Source organism: Allomuricauda sp. MMSF_3307 (assembly GCF_030733585.1).
Taxonomy (GTDB): Bacteria; Bacteroidota; Bacteroidia; order Flavobacteriales; family Flavobacteriaceae; genus Flagellimonas.
On record NZ_JASHIQ010000007.1, the window covers coordinates 58,253 to 72,031 of the forward strand.

Annotated in this window: 13 protein-coding genes and 1 pseudogene; 5 read left to right on the plus strand and 9 right to left on the minus strand. The window is 43.9% G+C overall.

The window, feature by feature from the left end:
• Positions 1 to 3 precede the first annotated feature (3 nt).
• Positions 4 to 1,404: a peptidylprolyl isomerase gene (locus RBB12_RS15620; protein ID WP_306014582.1), complete on the minus strand. Its 1,401-nt coding sequence runs from the start codon at positions 1,402 to 1,404 to the stop codon at positions 4 to 6.
• Complete coding sequence (locus RBB12_RS15625) at positions 1,388 to 2,269, minus strand: peptidyl-prolyl cis-trans isomerase (protein WP_306014583.1); 882 nt, start codon at positions 2,267 to 2,269, stop codon at positions 1,388 to 1,390. The genes RBB12_RS15620 and RBB12_RS15625 overlap by 17 nt, the downstream gene beginning before the upstream one ends.
• Positions 2,270 to 2,386: 117 nt before the next feature.
• On the opposite strand from RBB12_RS15625, the gene RBB12_RS15630 reads away from it, so the two are divergent.
• From RBB12_RS15630 to RBB12_RS15640, 3 genes are read left to right on the plus strand one after another with little or no spacing between them, the layout of a single operon-like run.
• A complete protein-coding gene (locus tag RBB12_RS15630; protein WP_306014584.1) occupies positions 2,387 to 2,839 on the plus strand; it encodes an SRPBCC family protein in 453 nt (150 codons plus the stop codon).
• 5 nt (positions 2,840 to 2,844) lie between these two features.
• Positions 2,845 to 3,102 (plus strand): hypothetical protein, encoded by a 258-nt coding sequence (locus tag RBB12_RS15635; protein ID WP_293285540.1) that lies wholly within the window; start codon positions 2,845 to 2,847, stop codon positions 3,100 to 3,102.
• Positions 3,103 to 3,139: 37 nt separating this feature from the next.
• Complete coding sequence (locus RBB12_RS15640) at positions 3,140 to 4,246, plus strand: serine hydrolase (RefSeq protein ID WP_306014585.1); 1,107 nt, start codon at positions 3,140 to 3,142, stop codon at positions 4,244 to 4,246.
• Positions 4,247 to 4,315: 69 nt separating this feature from the next.
• Here RBB12_RS15640 and RBB12_RS15645 read toward each other — a convergent pair whose 3' ends face one another.
• Positions 4,316 to 4,831: a fasciclin domain-containing protein gene (locus RBB12_RS15645; protein ID WP_306014586.1), complete on the minus strand. Its 516-nt coding sequence runs from the start codon at positions 4,829 to 4,831 to the stop codon at positions 4,316 to 4,318.
• Positions 4,832 to 4,949: 118 nt separating this feature from the next.
• On the opposite strand from RBB12_RS15645, the gene RBB12_RS15650 reads away from it, so the two are divergent.
• Complete coding sequence (locus RBB12_RS15650) at positions 4,950 to 5,513, plus strand: RNA polymerase sigma factor (protein WP_293285544.1); 564 nt, start codon at positions 4,950 to 4,952, stop codon at positions 5,511 to 5,513.
• Positions 5,510 to 6,265: an anti-sigma factor gene (locus tag RBB12_RS15655; RefSeq protein WP_306014587.1), complete on the plus strand. Its 756-nt coding sequence runs from the start codon at positions 5,510 to 5,512 to the stop codon at positions 6,263 to 6,265. Before RBB12_RS15650 ends, RBB12_RS15655 begins: the two co-directional genes overlap by 4 nt.
• A 103-nt stretch (positions 6,266 to 6,368) precedes the next feature.
• On the opposite strand, the gene RBB12_RS15660 is transcribed toward RBB12_RS15655, so the two are convergent.
• The 6 genes and pseudogenes from RBB12_RS15660 to ftsY form a co-directional block, all read right to left on the minus strand.
• Positions 6,369 to 7,985 (minus strand): Gfo/Idh/MocA family protein, encoded by a 1,617-nt coding sequence (locus tag RBB12_RS15660; RefSeq protein ID WP_179385023.1) that lies wholly within the window; start codon positions 7,983 to 7,985, stop codon positions 6,369 to 6,371.
• A complete protein-coding gene (locus tag RBB12_RS15665; RefSeq protein WP_179385024.1) occupies positions 7,982 to 8,461 on the minus strand; it encodes a DoxX family protein in 480 nt (159 codons plus the stop codon). Before RBB12_RS15665 ends, RBB12_RS15660 begins: the two co-directional genes overlap by 4 nt.
• A 280-nt stretch (positions 8,462 to 8,741) precedes the next feature.
• Positions 8,742 to 10,043, minus strand: a pseudogene (rimO, locus tag RBB12_RS15670) (30S ribosomal protein S12 methylthiotransferase RimO).
• Between the two features lie 78 nt (positions 10,044 to 10,121).
• The gene (locus tag RBB12_RS15675) at positions 10,122 to 11,783 is read right to left on the minus strand and encodes an amidase family protein (protein WP_306014588.1); all 1,662 of its coding nucleotides are present in this window, start codon (positions 11,781 to 11,783) and stop codon (positions 10,122 to 10,124) included.
• A 36-nt stretch (positions 11,784 to 11,819) separates the two neighbouring features.
• A complete protein-coding gene (locus RBB12_RS15680; RefSeq protein WP_306026757.1) occupies positions 11,820 to 12,737 on the minus strand; it encodes a hypothetical protein in 918 nt (305 codons plus the stop codon).
• Positions 12,706 to 13,662 (minus strand): signal recognition particle-docking protein FtsY, encoded by a 957-nt coding sequence (gene ftsY, locus RBB12_RS15685; protein WP_293288720.1) that lies wholly within the window; start codon positions 13,660 to 13,662, stop codon positions 12,706 to 12,708. The genes RBB12_RS15680 and ftsY overlap by 32 nt, the downstream gene beginning before the upstream one ends.
• Positions 13,663 to 13,779: the final 117 nt, after the last annotated feature.

Sequence of the window (13,779 nt, forward strand, 5' to 3'; positions counted from 1 at the left end):
CAATTATTCCTTTACCCAGTTGTTCGCAAAATCACAGTCCCTATTGTCTGGGTCAACGTGAATATAGGTGTCTTCGATATGTTCGTCCATCCACTCCTTAATGGCCTTGAATTGTTTCTCGCGAAGGGCCAATTCCTGTATCTTCATATAATCTTTCGCAAAATCGGCCTCATGTTCATCATAGCGGTTGGAAATCTTCATGATCTTGAACTTTGGAGGTCCCCCTCTTGGGTCATCCTCGCGAATAGGCCTTGAGATTTCCCCATCTTTCAGGTTTCGCACCTGATTGTAAAGGGTCGGGTCCATTTTGGTCAGTTCAAAACGGGAGTCGAAGTTGATTGGGTTTCGGAGCAAACCACCATCGAACTTGGTCTCTTTTTCATCGGAAAAGTTCAATGCAGCTTCTGCGAACGTATATTTCCCATCCAAAACCTGCTGACGGATGCTGTCCAGTTCTTTTACTGCTTTGTCAATGGCACTTTTGGGAATATCTGGAATCATCAAGATATGTCTTAAATCCAGTTCCTGACCCCTAATTTTTTCAATATAAATAATGTGGTAACCAAAAATGGTTTCAAAAGGCTCTGAAATTTCCCCTTCCCTAAGGCTGAAGGCAACATCCTTGAATTCTTTTACAAAAGGAGTTTCTTTGGTCATACTGTAAAACCCACCTTTTGATTTTGACCCTGGGTCTTGTGAGTACAAAATAGCCTTCACATTAAAACTGGCATCGTTCTCCAACACATCTTGACGGATTTCCTTCAGTTGGTTGATGACCTTTTGCTTTTCCTCCTCTGGTGCTTCCGGCTGTTTTACAATCTGGGCAATTTCCAATTCCGCTCCAAATACTGGGCGCTCATCTTCAGGAATTTTATAGAAGAACTGACGCACCTCCTCAGGGGTCACTTCAATTTCCTCAACGATTTTTCCCTGCATCTTTTCAGAAAGCATCCGCAGTTTGTTGATTTCAAACAGCTCTTCGCGGAAACTTTCCATATCCGATTTTTTGTAGTAGCTCAGCATCTTCTCCACACTACCGATCTGTTGGGTCAGTTGCTGGATTTGACGATCACTTTGGGCATTCACCATATCGTCGGAGACCAACAAACTGTCCTGCACCGCTTGATGGGCATATAAACGATCTTCCATAAGTTTGCCCAATAATCCGCAGCGGGTCACGTCTTCTGTGGACGCTCCTTGGTTCTGTAAATCGATCAAGGTCTTGTCGATATCCGATTCCAAGATTACATAATCGCCAATCACGGCAGCGATACCGTCCAATTTAACCCGGTTGGCATTAGTGGTGGAATCTGTCTCGCTCAAAGCTTGGTCCACTTCCTGTGCCTGCACCATTCCAACAATTGCCATTAGTGCGATGGAAAGTGCCTTACTTTTCTTTGTCATAAACCTCAAATTCATTCTTCTTGATAGCTTCATCTATTATTTCGGTTTCTAGTTTTTTTACATAATTCAAACGTCTCCGGTTGAGTATCAATTGCCTTATGTCCGGTTCCACATAATCGAATGGGGCTGTTTCATTGACTTCCAAAACGTTGGTCACCCAGCCCAAATATACCTCTAACGAGTCTTGTAGCTCAAAAAATTGTGATTTTTTTAAGTGGGATTCCTCATTTGCCTGCGTCAATGGGGGTATTTCCTCGATTACCCGACTGGCACTTACCCAAATGGAGTCGTTAAAATGGATTTTTTTGAATTGGACTGCTATGGAATCCAAATACCGTTTGTCAGCCTCGTCCCAATTCTTGATTTTTTGCTCTACCCCATCGCGGTCCAAAAATTGTTCGGACATGCCCACAAAACGCAACTGCACCAATTTCTCGTTCAGTTTGAAATTTTCCTTTTCCCTATCGTAAAATTCTTGCAGCTGGTTTTTGGTGACCGCAGTATCTTGGGATTGGAGCACCAAAGCCTCAATGTAGGCACGTGTGTAAAGGTCTGATCTGTAATCCGAGACCAAACGGTCAAATTCCCTCAGCTTTTCTTCAGGCAGATTGATCTTGGATTTATCGAGCAGTAATTGCTTCGACGCCCAATTGTTGATGTAATTGGTTACGAAAATGGTGCTATCCTCGGCCGTCATGTCATCTCGTATCAAAGACGCGATATCTTCCTTGTAAAGATAGGTATCGCCTACCCGTGCCAAGGGTTCTTTTTCCTCTTCCTTATTGAACATCCCCTCGCAGGAGGAAACCAATAGCGCCACAAAACAGCATAGTAGGAAGAACCTATTTTTTTGGAGCTTAAGCATTTCGCAAAAATAACAATTACAAAATCCCTTACAAGAAGGTTCTCATATCATTAACAGAATTTTTTGGTTGGGGATAGATGCACAGAAATTGCTACATTAGTGCAAAACCAAACCAACATGAAGTATACTACCGAAGTCGTTGTGAATGTACCAAGGGATGAATTTATCGAAAAAATGATGGACCCCGAGAACATGAAACACTGGCAAAAGGGACTATTGGAATTTGAGCAACTTTCACCCAACCCCGGACAGGAAGGCGCCCAAATGAGCTTAAGCTATAAAATGGGAAAACGCCAACTTAGCATGGTGGAGACCATCATCAAAAAACAGCTTCCGGAAGAAATGCACATGACCTACGATACCAAAGGCGTGCACAATATTCAAAAAAACTACTTTAGGGACGAAGGAGACAAAACCCGATGGATTTCCGAGACGGAGTTCCAATTCTCCAGTTTTGGAATGAAATTGATGGGACTTTTGATGCCCGGTGCATTTAAAAAGCAGTCCTTGGCATACATGGAAGATTTTAAGGCATTCGCCGAAAAAGGCGAGTCGGTACTAAATAACTAAATACAATGGATAAACTTTTGGATAGAAAAATCAAGATTATTTGGGATTTTCGTGGACCCAGTGCGGCCCATACGGCAGAACATTACCTAAAGCACCTTAAGGAGTTCGTCGAGGTCGAAGAACTGAAGTACGATTTAGGAGGTGTGGAACATTTCAGCCCAACCCATAGCATTGCCTTTTTGGTAGTCGCGGAATTTGAACTCAAAGAGGTGCGCAGCATCCTAAAACCGCATAGGGGTCAGGTATATACGGGTGAAATATAAGGAATTGCTTATGTGGACCAGATTCGTAATCTTAGGCATGGCTTTGTGGGTCGTGTCCTGTGCAAAAAATGACACCATCCCCCCGCTGGAGAAAGCCCTTGCTTCCCAGAGCCCGAACATTCAAAGGGTAATGGACAATTTGGATGCCTACGAGGTCCAAATTCGCTATACCCAAATTGACCGACGAAACGATAGCGTAATATTTACGGACCATGATTTTCAAGTGGACGCGAACAGCTATTTTTATCCGGCCAGCTCGGTAAAGTTCCCTGCAGCCGTGGCCGCTCTGGAAAAGTTGAACGAGATTGACTCCCTATCCATGGACACCCGCTTTTTCGTGGAAGGCGATTCGGTCCAGACCACTTTTGCCAAGGCAGTTTCGGAAATCTTTGCCGTTTCGGACAATGCAGCGAACAACCGTTTGTTGGAGTTTTTGGGGCAGGACGACCTCAACCGTAGGATGGAGCGAAGAGGGGTCAGTCCCATTAGGATTGCCCATAGACTTTCCACGGATAATGCAGACGATGTGACCACCAAACCTTTGGTTTTTTATTTGAACGATTCGACCACGGCCTTGAGCAGCTCCATCATAAATGCCGCCATTCAACCTCTGGAACTTAACGACATCAAAAAAGGAAAAGGATATATAGTTGGGGAAACCTATCAACAGGGTGCCTTTGATTTCAGTTTGAAGAATTATTTCCCCATCGAAGCCCAATCCGCCTTGCTGAAAAGAATCATCTTCCCGGAAGCGTTTCCAGAAGCCCAACAATTCAATCTAAATAAGAAACAACGGGAATTTCTATTGAAAACCATGCACACTTTGCCCTCAAAAGTGGGATACGACCCTGTGGACTATTACGACAGCTATGTTAAATTCTTTCTGTTCGGCGATAGTACCGAACCCATGCCGGAGCATATCAAAATCTATAACAAAGTGGGCTATGCCTATGGCACACTAACGGACAACGCTTACATCAAAGACACCAAAAACAATATCGATTTTATGGTGACGGCCACCATCTTGGTCAATAGTGATGAAGTGTTCAATGACGATGCCTATGAATATGACGAGGTGGGCATACCCTTTTTGGCGCAATTGGGCCGGGAACTGTATCAATTAGAGTTGGAACGGAAAAGATAACTTTACCTTATAAAATAGAAAAGCACCGCCCCCGCGGTGCTTTTCAGCATCAAAACGAACAACGCTTACTTAGTTGGGCATTACAACATCCTCAATAATATGGATTACTCCATTTGAGGCAACGACATCGGTTTTGGAGATTTTGCTCCAATTCCCTTTGGCATCCTTCAAATAGATACCGTCGTCCTTTTTCATAGCAGTCAATTTCCCACCGTTCAAGGTTGTAAGTTCTGCTTTACCGTTTCCTTTTCCAAGGGCAGCGGCCACATCAGAGGCCATTAGCTTTCCAGAAACCACGTGATAGGTTAAGATTGCGGATAGTTGTTCTTTGTTCTCGGGCTGCAATAGGAAATTCAAGGTTTCGGAATCGATTTTGGCAAATCCTGAGTTGACCGGCGCAAATACGGTAAAAGGTCCGTCACCTTTCAAAGCTCCCACCAAATCGGCGGCCTTGAGTGCAGTGACCAAGGTTGAAAAGTCATCTACCGATACGGCAACATCAACGATGTCCTTGGATTGTGCTGTAGTTGTTTTAGGTGCCAACAAAAATGCAAAGGCGGCTAGTGCAAAAATTAATTTTTTCATGTTTTCAGATTTAAATTTTAATGATTATTGTTTTTAAAGCGCTTTCTACTAGTATTTACACATGCTTTTACCTTCTGGATGAAGTCTGTGGTTTTTTATCATATCTTTAACATCGACAATGAGGACCACAACCAACGATACAGAGCTTATAAACCGATTGCTTTCCGGCGACAATACGGCACTCTACCAGCTTTACGATAAATATTCCGGCGCACTTTTCGGGGTCATACTCCGAATGTGCAGGGATCAAAATAAGGCCGAAGACCTGTTGCAGGAGACTTTTATCAAAATTTGGAAAAGTATTGATGGTTATGATGCATCCAAGGGAAGATTTTACACCTGGGCATACCGGATTGCACGAAATACGACCCTAAATGCATTGAGAACCAAGGACAAGCTCATCCAAACGGATGATTTGAGTGTATATACTAATATCAAGGATGATGAAGAGGCACCGGATTATTCAGAATTGAAAGGTTCCATCAAATCTCTGGAGCCCCACCATCAACAGGCGATTGCACTGGTATATTACAGCGGGTACACCCATAGGGAGGCCCACGAAAAGATGGGGGTCCCGTTGGGCACCTTTAAATCCTATGTTCGACAAGCACTAAAACAATTAAGGGAGACGTACGGTACCAAGTTGGTCTATATTTGGGCCGTTTTAGAATTAATGGCATGATGGAAAAGAAAAAGATATTGGAAGAAGGACTTCTGGAGCTTTATCTTACCGGAGAGCTTTCAAAGGAACAGGCCTCCATGGTGGAAGAAGCCCTGGACCAGGATACAGCACTACGGGAGCAGTTTGATGCCCTGGAAGCCGATTTTGAGCGTATGGGCATGGAGCAGGCCATTGCACCACCCCCAGCCGTGAAGGCAAGAATCAAAGACTCAGTACAACCTAATTTGATACGCAAGACCAATTGGACGCCCCTTTCCATAGCGGCAGGTTTTGCCCTGATTTTTGGACTCAGTAGTTTTTGGCTGTATGAAAAATGGCAAAATGCCGAAAGTAACTTGGAGACGCTGCAAACACAGACCGATAGATTACAACGTCAGGTAAATAATCTGGAATCTGAATTTCGATTGACTTCCAATCGCTTGGAAAGCATCAACAATCCCGATGTGATTCCCTTGGTACTGTATGGTAACCAAAAAGCACCCAATGGAAAGGCGGTTGCCTATGTAAACCACAAAAACCACCTAGTACTGGTCAACCCCAAAGGCCTACCCGTTTTGCCAAGTGATAAAACCTACCAAATGTGGAGCGATGTGGACGGGGAAATGATAAGTATGGGCACACTGCCCACAGATACGGAATTAGTGTCCTTAAAATATATCGAGAACGCGGAATCCCTTAACATCACTATTGAACCTGTGGGGGGAAGTGACCACCCCAATGTGGAACAATTGGTTTCCTTCGTTACCCTTTGATGTTTGGAAAGTACACTAAAATTAAAGTGGGACATTGACCAAGGAAGAATCCTTTTTGCAACGTCCCACTTTCCGGACTAAAATCCTTAAAAATCAAGAAACCTCACCCAACCATCTCTGGTTGTATGTTCCAATTTTCGTTGGCCAAGAGCACTTGGTCAAAATCAATGCCTTCGATGGGCTTTAAGGTCTGGCTAGCGGCATCCCATTCTATTTTTCTGCCCAATTTCCAGGACAGACCTGCCATATGGGCCGAAATTGCTTCATCGAAGCCTTCGTTGATTCCACAACTGACCTTTCCTCCATTTTTAATAACGCTCAACCATTCGCGCATGTGCAAAAAGGTAGAGTCCACACGAACACCATCAATGTATGTCCACATAAGCCCTTTATCAGCGAAATATTGCGATGTTGCAGAGGATACCGCATCGGTAGCGGTGCCTGCAGGATCATATTGATAAATGGGCACATCGGGTCTCATTTTTTCAGCTTCCAGCATTTCGGCATATCGGGTGGATGCGCCATCTGGCCATACAGTCAAACGGTTGCCCAATTCCATGGTGGCATCGTGGCCCATCAAAACAGTGGGTCTATTGAAGCCGTTGCCCAAAGTAGCACTGTAGCAGAATGTCATTCCTTTTTCCTTGCCCTTGGTTTGGCTGCTGCCCGTACTGAAATCGGGGAATTCCATATTCACCTGTATGACATCGGGAACGTTTCTGCCATCATTATGGGTGTATATTCCTCCCGAAGCACTCACCGAAGCAGGTATCCCCATATTGAGCACACAGTTCAAACGGTCGTAATCGTGGGTCAACAAATCTCCGGAAAGTCCAGAGCCATAGGCCCACCATTTGCGCCATCTAAAAAAGTGGTTCTTATTAAAGGGCACCTTTGGTGCAGAGCCCAAAAATTGCTCCCAGTCGATAGTTTCAGGACTGGCCTTTTCATGGATATCATAGTTCCAGGCACCATTGTCATCGTTCCTGTTGGTATTGGTCTGAATCAATGAGACATGGCCCAAGGTTCCTTTTTCCACAATATCCCTGGCCGTTCCAAAGCTAAGGGTTTGTCTGTGTTGGTGTCCCACGGCAAAGACCGCATCTGAATTTGCTGCGGCCTCACGCAACGTATAGGTTTCACCTACAGTATGGGTCATCGGTTTTTCCACATACACGTGCACATTGTTGTTCAAGGCCTCGATGGACATGGGAGCATGCCAATGATCAGGGGTAGCAATCACCACAGCATCCACTTCACCGCTTCGGATCATATCGGTATATGTGGTGTATCGCTTTACTTTATGGTCCGCTGTGGAAAAGGAATTGATAAACGTTTCTGCCCTCACATCAAATATGTCGCAGATACCCACCAATTTGACATTGAGACGTTCTTGGCTTTCAAAATCTTCCAATCGTTTGTTATTGGGGTCTTCTTCGGCGGCCAATCGCATTTCCTCCTTCCATTCGTCCGTTGCAAATCCCAAGGCCCTTGTCAACTGTTCGCCCCGTATACCAAACCCAATGACCCCGATACGAACAGGGTCTCCTCCTATTCCGGGTACGGCTGGGGGCAGTGACGGTTTTATATTGAGTTGCTCCAATATTTCCGAGCGCTTTTTTCTGGAACCGACAGAGGTCGCAGCTCCGGCCCACCATACAGCGCCCAATATGGGAAGGCCTCCCAATCCTATTAACAGGTCTCTTCTAGTCCATTTCATTGCTCTTGGGTTTTAAGTTTATGCTTTCTGAGATAGTCCAATCCAAAATACCGCCCCGTAGGCAGTTGGTAGATTACGATACAGGCCACCATTTCAATCAAGTTTTTGTTGATGAGCCAATAGTTCCCTTCCACATTCATTTGTGTAAGACCAGGAAAGGGTGGGTGAGCCAAAAAGTAAAGGGCAAGCAGGCCAATGCCCACTATGGCGCCAATACGTTCAAAAATGCCCAAGGTAAAGGTCACTCCCACTACCATAAGGGCAATAATGTTCAAGGTATCCACCCAACCAATGGTAGCATCCCCAATCAATAGGGTAAAGAACCACTCAAATGGTCCTTGTGCAGTGGCCAGGTACCCGAATGAGGTCCACTCGGGATTGTACATTTTGACCACACCTTCAAATAAAAAGTGCCACCCTATAAAAATGCGCAGCAGGGTAACGCTTGCTTTTAGTTTATTGTGATTTTGGTTCATAATGGTTATAGTTAATTGTCATTATTCAATAGTAGCTTATCCAAAATGGCATAAAGCAGGGGATTTGGGGCCATGAACATGAAAAATGGTTCAATCCCCTAAAATTAGACAAGAGTCCAATCACAAACCATGACCATTGTCAGTTTTGACGGTTTAGAAGAAATGGAAAACAAAAAAGCCATTGTGTCAACGCGCAAAGGGATCGCACGATATACCAACAGCTTTATCGTATATGGGATGCAACGGGAAGTTGCACTAGAAAATCTAAATAAAAACAGTATTACACGGGTTCCCCAAAAAGGTCGTAGTCGGATGCATCCGTAATCTTGATGTTGGTGAAATCACCAATTTTCACGTAATGTTTGGTCGCGTCGATAAGTACCTCGTTGTCCACATCGGGGGAATCAAATTCGGTACGACCTATAAAATGGTTTCCTTCTTTCCTATCGATAATACAACGGAAAGTTTTGCCAATTTTTTCCTGATTGAGCTCCCACGAAATCTGGGATTGGATTTCCATGATGGCATTGGCCCGTTCTTGCTTTACATCTTCGGGAACATCGTCCTCCAACTGGTAGGCATGGGTATTTTCCTCATGGCTATAGGTAAAGCAGCCCAAGCGCTCAAAACGCATGTCCTGCACCCATTGTTTCAAGGTCTCAAAATCTTCCTCGGTCTATCCGGGATAACCCACGATCAAGGTAGTTCGGATGGCCATTTCGGGTACCGCCGCCCTGAAATCCTGTAACAGTTTTGTGGTTTTGGCTTGGGTGGTTCCACGGCGCATACTTTTAAGTATGTTGTCAGATATATGCTGCAATGGGATATCGATGTAATTGCAGATTTTGGGTTCGTTGCGCATCACCTCCAAAACATCCATAGGGAAGCCCGTTGGGAAAGCGTAGTGCAAACGAATCCATTCAATACCCTCCACTTGGGCCAAGGCTTGGAGAAGTTCGGCCAAGTTTCGTTTCTTATACAAATCCAGACCGTAATACGTAAGGTCTTGGGCAATCAAAATCAATTCCTTAAAACCGTTTGCTGCCAATTTTTCGGCCTCTTTCACCAATTCCTCAATAGGGGTGCTACGGTGTTTACCGCGCATCAAAGGAATCGCACAAAAGGAGCATGGCCTATCGCAGCCCTCGGCAATTTTAAGGTAAGCGTAGTTTTTTGGGGTGGTGGTCAAGCGCTCACCAATCAGCTCGTGCTTGTAGTCGGCCCCAAGGGCCTTCAATAAATTGGGAAGATCGGTAGTCCCAAAATAGGCATCTACATTGGGAATCTCCTTCTCCAAATCGGGTTTGTAGCGCTCGCTCAAACAGCCGGTCACAAAAACCTTGTCCACATCACCGGCCTCCTTGCGCTGCACATATTCCAAAATCGTATTGACGCTTTCTTCCTTGGCATTGGCAATAAATCCGCAGGTGTTGATGACCACTACATTGCCTTCCTCCTCATGGGCAACTTCCTTGTTGTTGGCACGCAGTTGTCCCATCAACACTTCCGAGTCGTAGACGTTCTTGCTACAACCCAAGGTCACCACATTGATTTTGTTCTTTTTAAGCGATTTTGTGCGCATAGTTCCTTAAAATGGAGTGCAAAAATACAACAACACAATGCATTACAGCCCGATTAGGTCATAATTTTAAAAAGGCCTTTAGTTTTTGTATCCCTCTGGAATCTTTCGAGCCTTGGTCAGATCTTCAAAGGCTTTACCTATGCGCAATAACTGGGCTTCCGAGAGTGGCTTTCCAATAAACGTCAAGCTTTCGGGTTCACCATTGGCCTTGTACCCCATCGGAACGGTAAGCGCTGGGTATTCTGCCACCGCTGCATAACCTGCGTGGTAGTTATTGATGCTCAAAACGGCGTCCAAATCTTGTTCTTCCAAAATTTGAAAGAATGCCCTACCCGATTCTTTTAAATTGATTTTGATTTCCTCAAATTCCTCTGCCGAAGTGGAATCCGCCAAAATCCCGTCCAATCGCTCTTGGCCATAAGGAATCCTAACCAAAGAGTCCTGTTGGTTGAATCTTACTACATCTTCAACGCTATCCACCGAAACTACATCCTTATTTTTGACTTGGGCCGCGATATACGCCGGCAAGTCCTGCTTCATATCCAAGTTTAGCAAGGTTACGAAACCATCTAAGGGAATGTTTTCGGGTTCAAATTCGATGATTTGTGCTCCCGCAGTACGTAAGGCTTCCACATTGGCAGCGTAGATAGAATCCGCTTCCATAAGATTGGTCATCACCCCAAGTCGCAAATCCTCTATCGATGCTGAGTCCATCGCCGAGGACAACATACCTGTTTCGGAATCCAAGGACTTGGTGTCCTGGCTGTCCTTACCCAACATGGCATCCAATAAAATGGCGTTGTCCGTTACATTCTTGGTCATGGGGCCCGGCGTATCGAGGGTGCTGGAAATAGGCACAATTCCTGTTCGGCTCAACAAACCAATGGTCGGTTTTAGGCCTACAACAGAGTTCTGACTGGAAGGCGAAAGTATGGACCCCGAGGTTTCGGTTCCCACGGCACCTACGGCATAGTTGGCGGCTGTGGATGTTCCGCTTCCTGCACTGGAACCACCTGTATCAAAAACCCGTCTTCCGTAGGGATTCAAGGTTTGTCCACCTACGGCACTTTGTCCATTTGGACATACGCCACAGATAAAATTGGCCCACTCGCTCAAATTGGCCTTGCCCAAAATAAGCGCGCCTTTTTCTTTTAAACGCTCCACGATAAAGGCATCATCTGTTTGGCTTTGTTGCAATGCAATGGCGCCTGCCGTAGTCTTCATTTCGGACGTTCCGATATTGTCCTTCAGCAAAATGGGCATTCCATAAATGGGATGGTGGTCGCCTTGGTTGGCTTCCAACTTACGGGCTTCTTCCAGTACATTTGGATTGAGTGCAATAATCGTGTTAAGTGTGGTATTGTTGGGCAGTTCGTATTTGTAGATTCGATGTAAATAAAAAAGCGCCAAATCTTCATAGGTGAACTTGCCGTCCCTGATATGGTTTTGGATGGTAGGAATATCCTGCTCCAAGACCAAAGGCTTCATCATGCCATATTGTTCTTCCGTGAATTGGGAAACCTCCTCGTAGAGGGGCATAAACACCTCATTTTTGTCCAAAACTTTACTTTGGATGAATTTGTAGCGCATTCGTGGACTTTCATTTTCCGCACTTGCCGCTACTTCTGATGAGTCGTTGTATGGCGTCCACAGCACAACATCGTCTTTGGGTGCTGCTTCTTTTTGTTTACAGGAAATGAATCCGATTAATAAAACAGTAAATAGAAAGCTTTTATACATCTTAGAATATTTTATTTATATCCATCTCACATTTTTTTAATCAAGAATTTCAAGACACTTTTTTAAGATACGCCTCGAAAGTCTGTAATTCAGATAGTGGTATTTCAATGTTAATTTAGATCTTAAAATAATATTTTCCATTTCTGCATAGTAAGCTGAGCACTCCAGGAGATATTTATTCAGATCAAGAGTAAAATCCAACTCCTTATTTTTGCGATTAAGTTCCAAACTTGGTTTAATCAAATAATCATAAGTGTTTTTATAGTGTAATCTATCATTTTCTTCTAAAGCCATCCATTTTTTCCAAATATTATTGGATTCAACGACAAAATCATCTAACACTCCTGCTCCCTCGGTAAAGACCTCTTCCTTATACTGAAGTGCTAATCCATCTCGTAAATAATTGAACTGAGATATTGATTCATTATACTTTTCATGGTATTTATTTAAGTCAGCAATGAAAGCTTTAAAATCAGGGTATATAAGTGAATCAAAATATTTCAAGTTTTCCAATGTTGAATAAACTTCGTGAAAAGCCCGCCGACGTAATTTTTGATTGCAGCGAAATCTAATTTTTGATTTAAATGAATCAAAAACCTTTTCAAAGGGTAAATCAAAAAAAGTATTTATATATCTTATTTTAAGATAATCAAATGGCCAATAACCTTGATAGCTAGAATTAAGTAAGGGCAAAAGATTGAAGGTGGAATTCTCTCGCACTTTGCAGTCTTTAATTATTTCTTCTATTAAAACAATAAAGTTCTTGCGGTAATCCCCTCTTTCTCTATCTCGTTTAATTTGATTGAACATCAATTTTACAATCCCACTTACTACAAATACTAAAAGTGTGATTAAAATAGGAGCTGAAACTTCATTTTCAATTCCAAACAGGTTATTGATAAACTCTTGAAAACCCAAAAAATCAAATATTAAAAAACGAATCAACAAACTCATATTTATTAAATACCTGAAGGTCTTCAATGCCTTCCCCGACACCGATGTATTTGACCGGAATCTGAAACTGGTCGGAAATTCCAATCACAACGCCGCCCTTGGCAGTACCGTCCAATTTGGTCACTGCCAAACTGGTGACCTCAGTGGCTTTGGTAAACTGTTTGGCCTGTTCAAATGCGTTTTGTCCGGTGGAACCATCCAAGACCAGAAGCACTTCGTGTGGCGCATCGGGCACTACTTTTTGCATTACGCGCTTTACCTTGGAAAGTTCGTTCATCAAATTGACTTTATTGTGAAGACGTCCTGCGGTATCGACCAATACTACGTCGGCCTTTTCCGCCACTGCAGAATGCAGGGTATCGAATGCCACGGATGCCGGGTCACTTCCCATTTTTTGTTTGATGATGGGCACATCAACTCGTTGGGCCCAAACTTCCAGCTGATCAATGGCTGCAGCACGGAAGGTATCCGCAGCTCCCAAAACCACTTTCAGTCCTTTGGCCTTGAATTTATGAGCCAGTTTTCCAATGGTTGTCGTTTTACCTACCCCATTAACGCCGACCACCATGATTACATAGGGTTTTTTATCTGCAGGTATGCTTACCTCACTGGCTTCCCCTGAATTGGTTTCGGAAAGCAGTCCGGCTATTTCCTCGCGTAAAATGGTATTGAGTTCATCGGTGCCCATATATTTGTCACGGGACACCCGTTCTTCGATACGCTCAATGATTTTAAGAGTGGTATTCACTCCCACATCGGAAGTAACCAAAACTTCTTCCAGATTGTCCAAGACCTCGTCATCGACCTTGGATTTACCGGCCACCGCCTTGCCCAGTTTGCCGAAGAAACTGGTCTTGGATTTTTCCAGACCTTTATCCAAGGTCTCTTTTTTATCCTTTGAAAATATATTTTTGAATAAGCTCATCCTATGTTCTTTGAGAATGACCAAAGATAGCAAAGTAAGGGGAGTTTTGTTTAGTCTAATTTTAGAATAAGCCTTCCTGAATACCATCATCAAAGTCACATGGGAGCACTCCTTAAA

What these genes read in the sequence shown, in the direction of transcription:
- RBB12_RS15650 (WP_293285544.1), top strand. Translation starts at nt 4,950, where the DNA reads ATGAGGACCACAACCAACGATACAGAGCTTATAAACCGATTGCTTTCC.
- RBB12_RS15635 (WP_293285540.1), top strand. Translation starts at nt 2,845, where the DNA reads ATGGATAAACTTTTGGATAGAAAAATCAAGATTATTTGGGATTTTCGT.
- RBB12_RS15620 (WP_306014582.1), bottom strand. Translation starts at nt 1,404, where the DNA reads ATGACAAAGAAAAGTAAGGCACTTTCCATCGCACTAATGGCAATTGTT.
- RBB12_RS15665 (WP_179385024.1), bottom strand. Translation starts at nt 8,461, where the DNA reads ATGAACCAAAATCACAATAAACTAAAAGCAAGCGTTACCCTGCTGCGC.
- RBB12_RS15630 (WP_306014584.1), top strand. Translation starts at nt 2,387, where the DNA reads ATGAAGTATACTACCGAAGTCGTTGTGAATGTACCAAGGGATGAATTT.
- ftsY (WP_293288720.1), bottom strand. Translation starts at nt 13,662, where the DNA reads ATGAGCTTATTCAAAAATATATTTTCAAAGGATAAAAAAGAGACCTTG.
- RBB12_RS15660 (WP_179385023.1), bottom strand. Translation starts at nt 7,985, where the DNA reads ATGAAATGGACTAGAAGAGACCTGTTAATAGGATTGGGAGGCCTTCCC.
- RBB12_RS15645 (WP_306014586.1), bottom strand. Translation starts at nt 4,831, where the DNA reads ATGAAAAAATTAATTTTTGCACTAGCCGCCTTTGCATTTTTGTTGGCA.
- RBB12_RS15640 (WP_306014585.1), top strand. Translation starts at nt 3,140, where the DNA reads ATGGCTTTGTGGGTCGTGTCCTGTGCAAAAAATGACACCATCCCCCCG.
- RBB12_RS15675 (WP_306014588.1), bottom strand. Translation starts at nt 11,783, where the DNA reads ATGTATAAAAGCTTTCTATTTACTGTTTTATTAATCGGATTCATTTCC.
- RBB12_RS15680 (WP_306026757.1), bottom strand. Translation starts at nt 12,737, where the DNA reads ATGAGTTTGTTGATTCGTTTTTTAATATTTGATTTTTTGGGTTTTCAA.
- RBB12_RS15625 (WP_306014583.1), bottom strand. Translation starts at nt 2,269, where the DNA reads ATGCTTAAGCTCCAAAAAAATAGGTTCTTCCTACTATGCTGTTTTGTG.
- RBB12_RS15655 (WP_306014587.1), top strand. Translation starts at nt 5,510, where the DNA reads ATGATGGAAAAGAAAAAGATATTGGAAGAAGGACTTCTGGAGCTTTAT.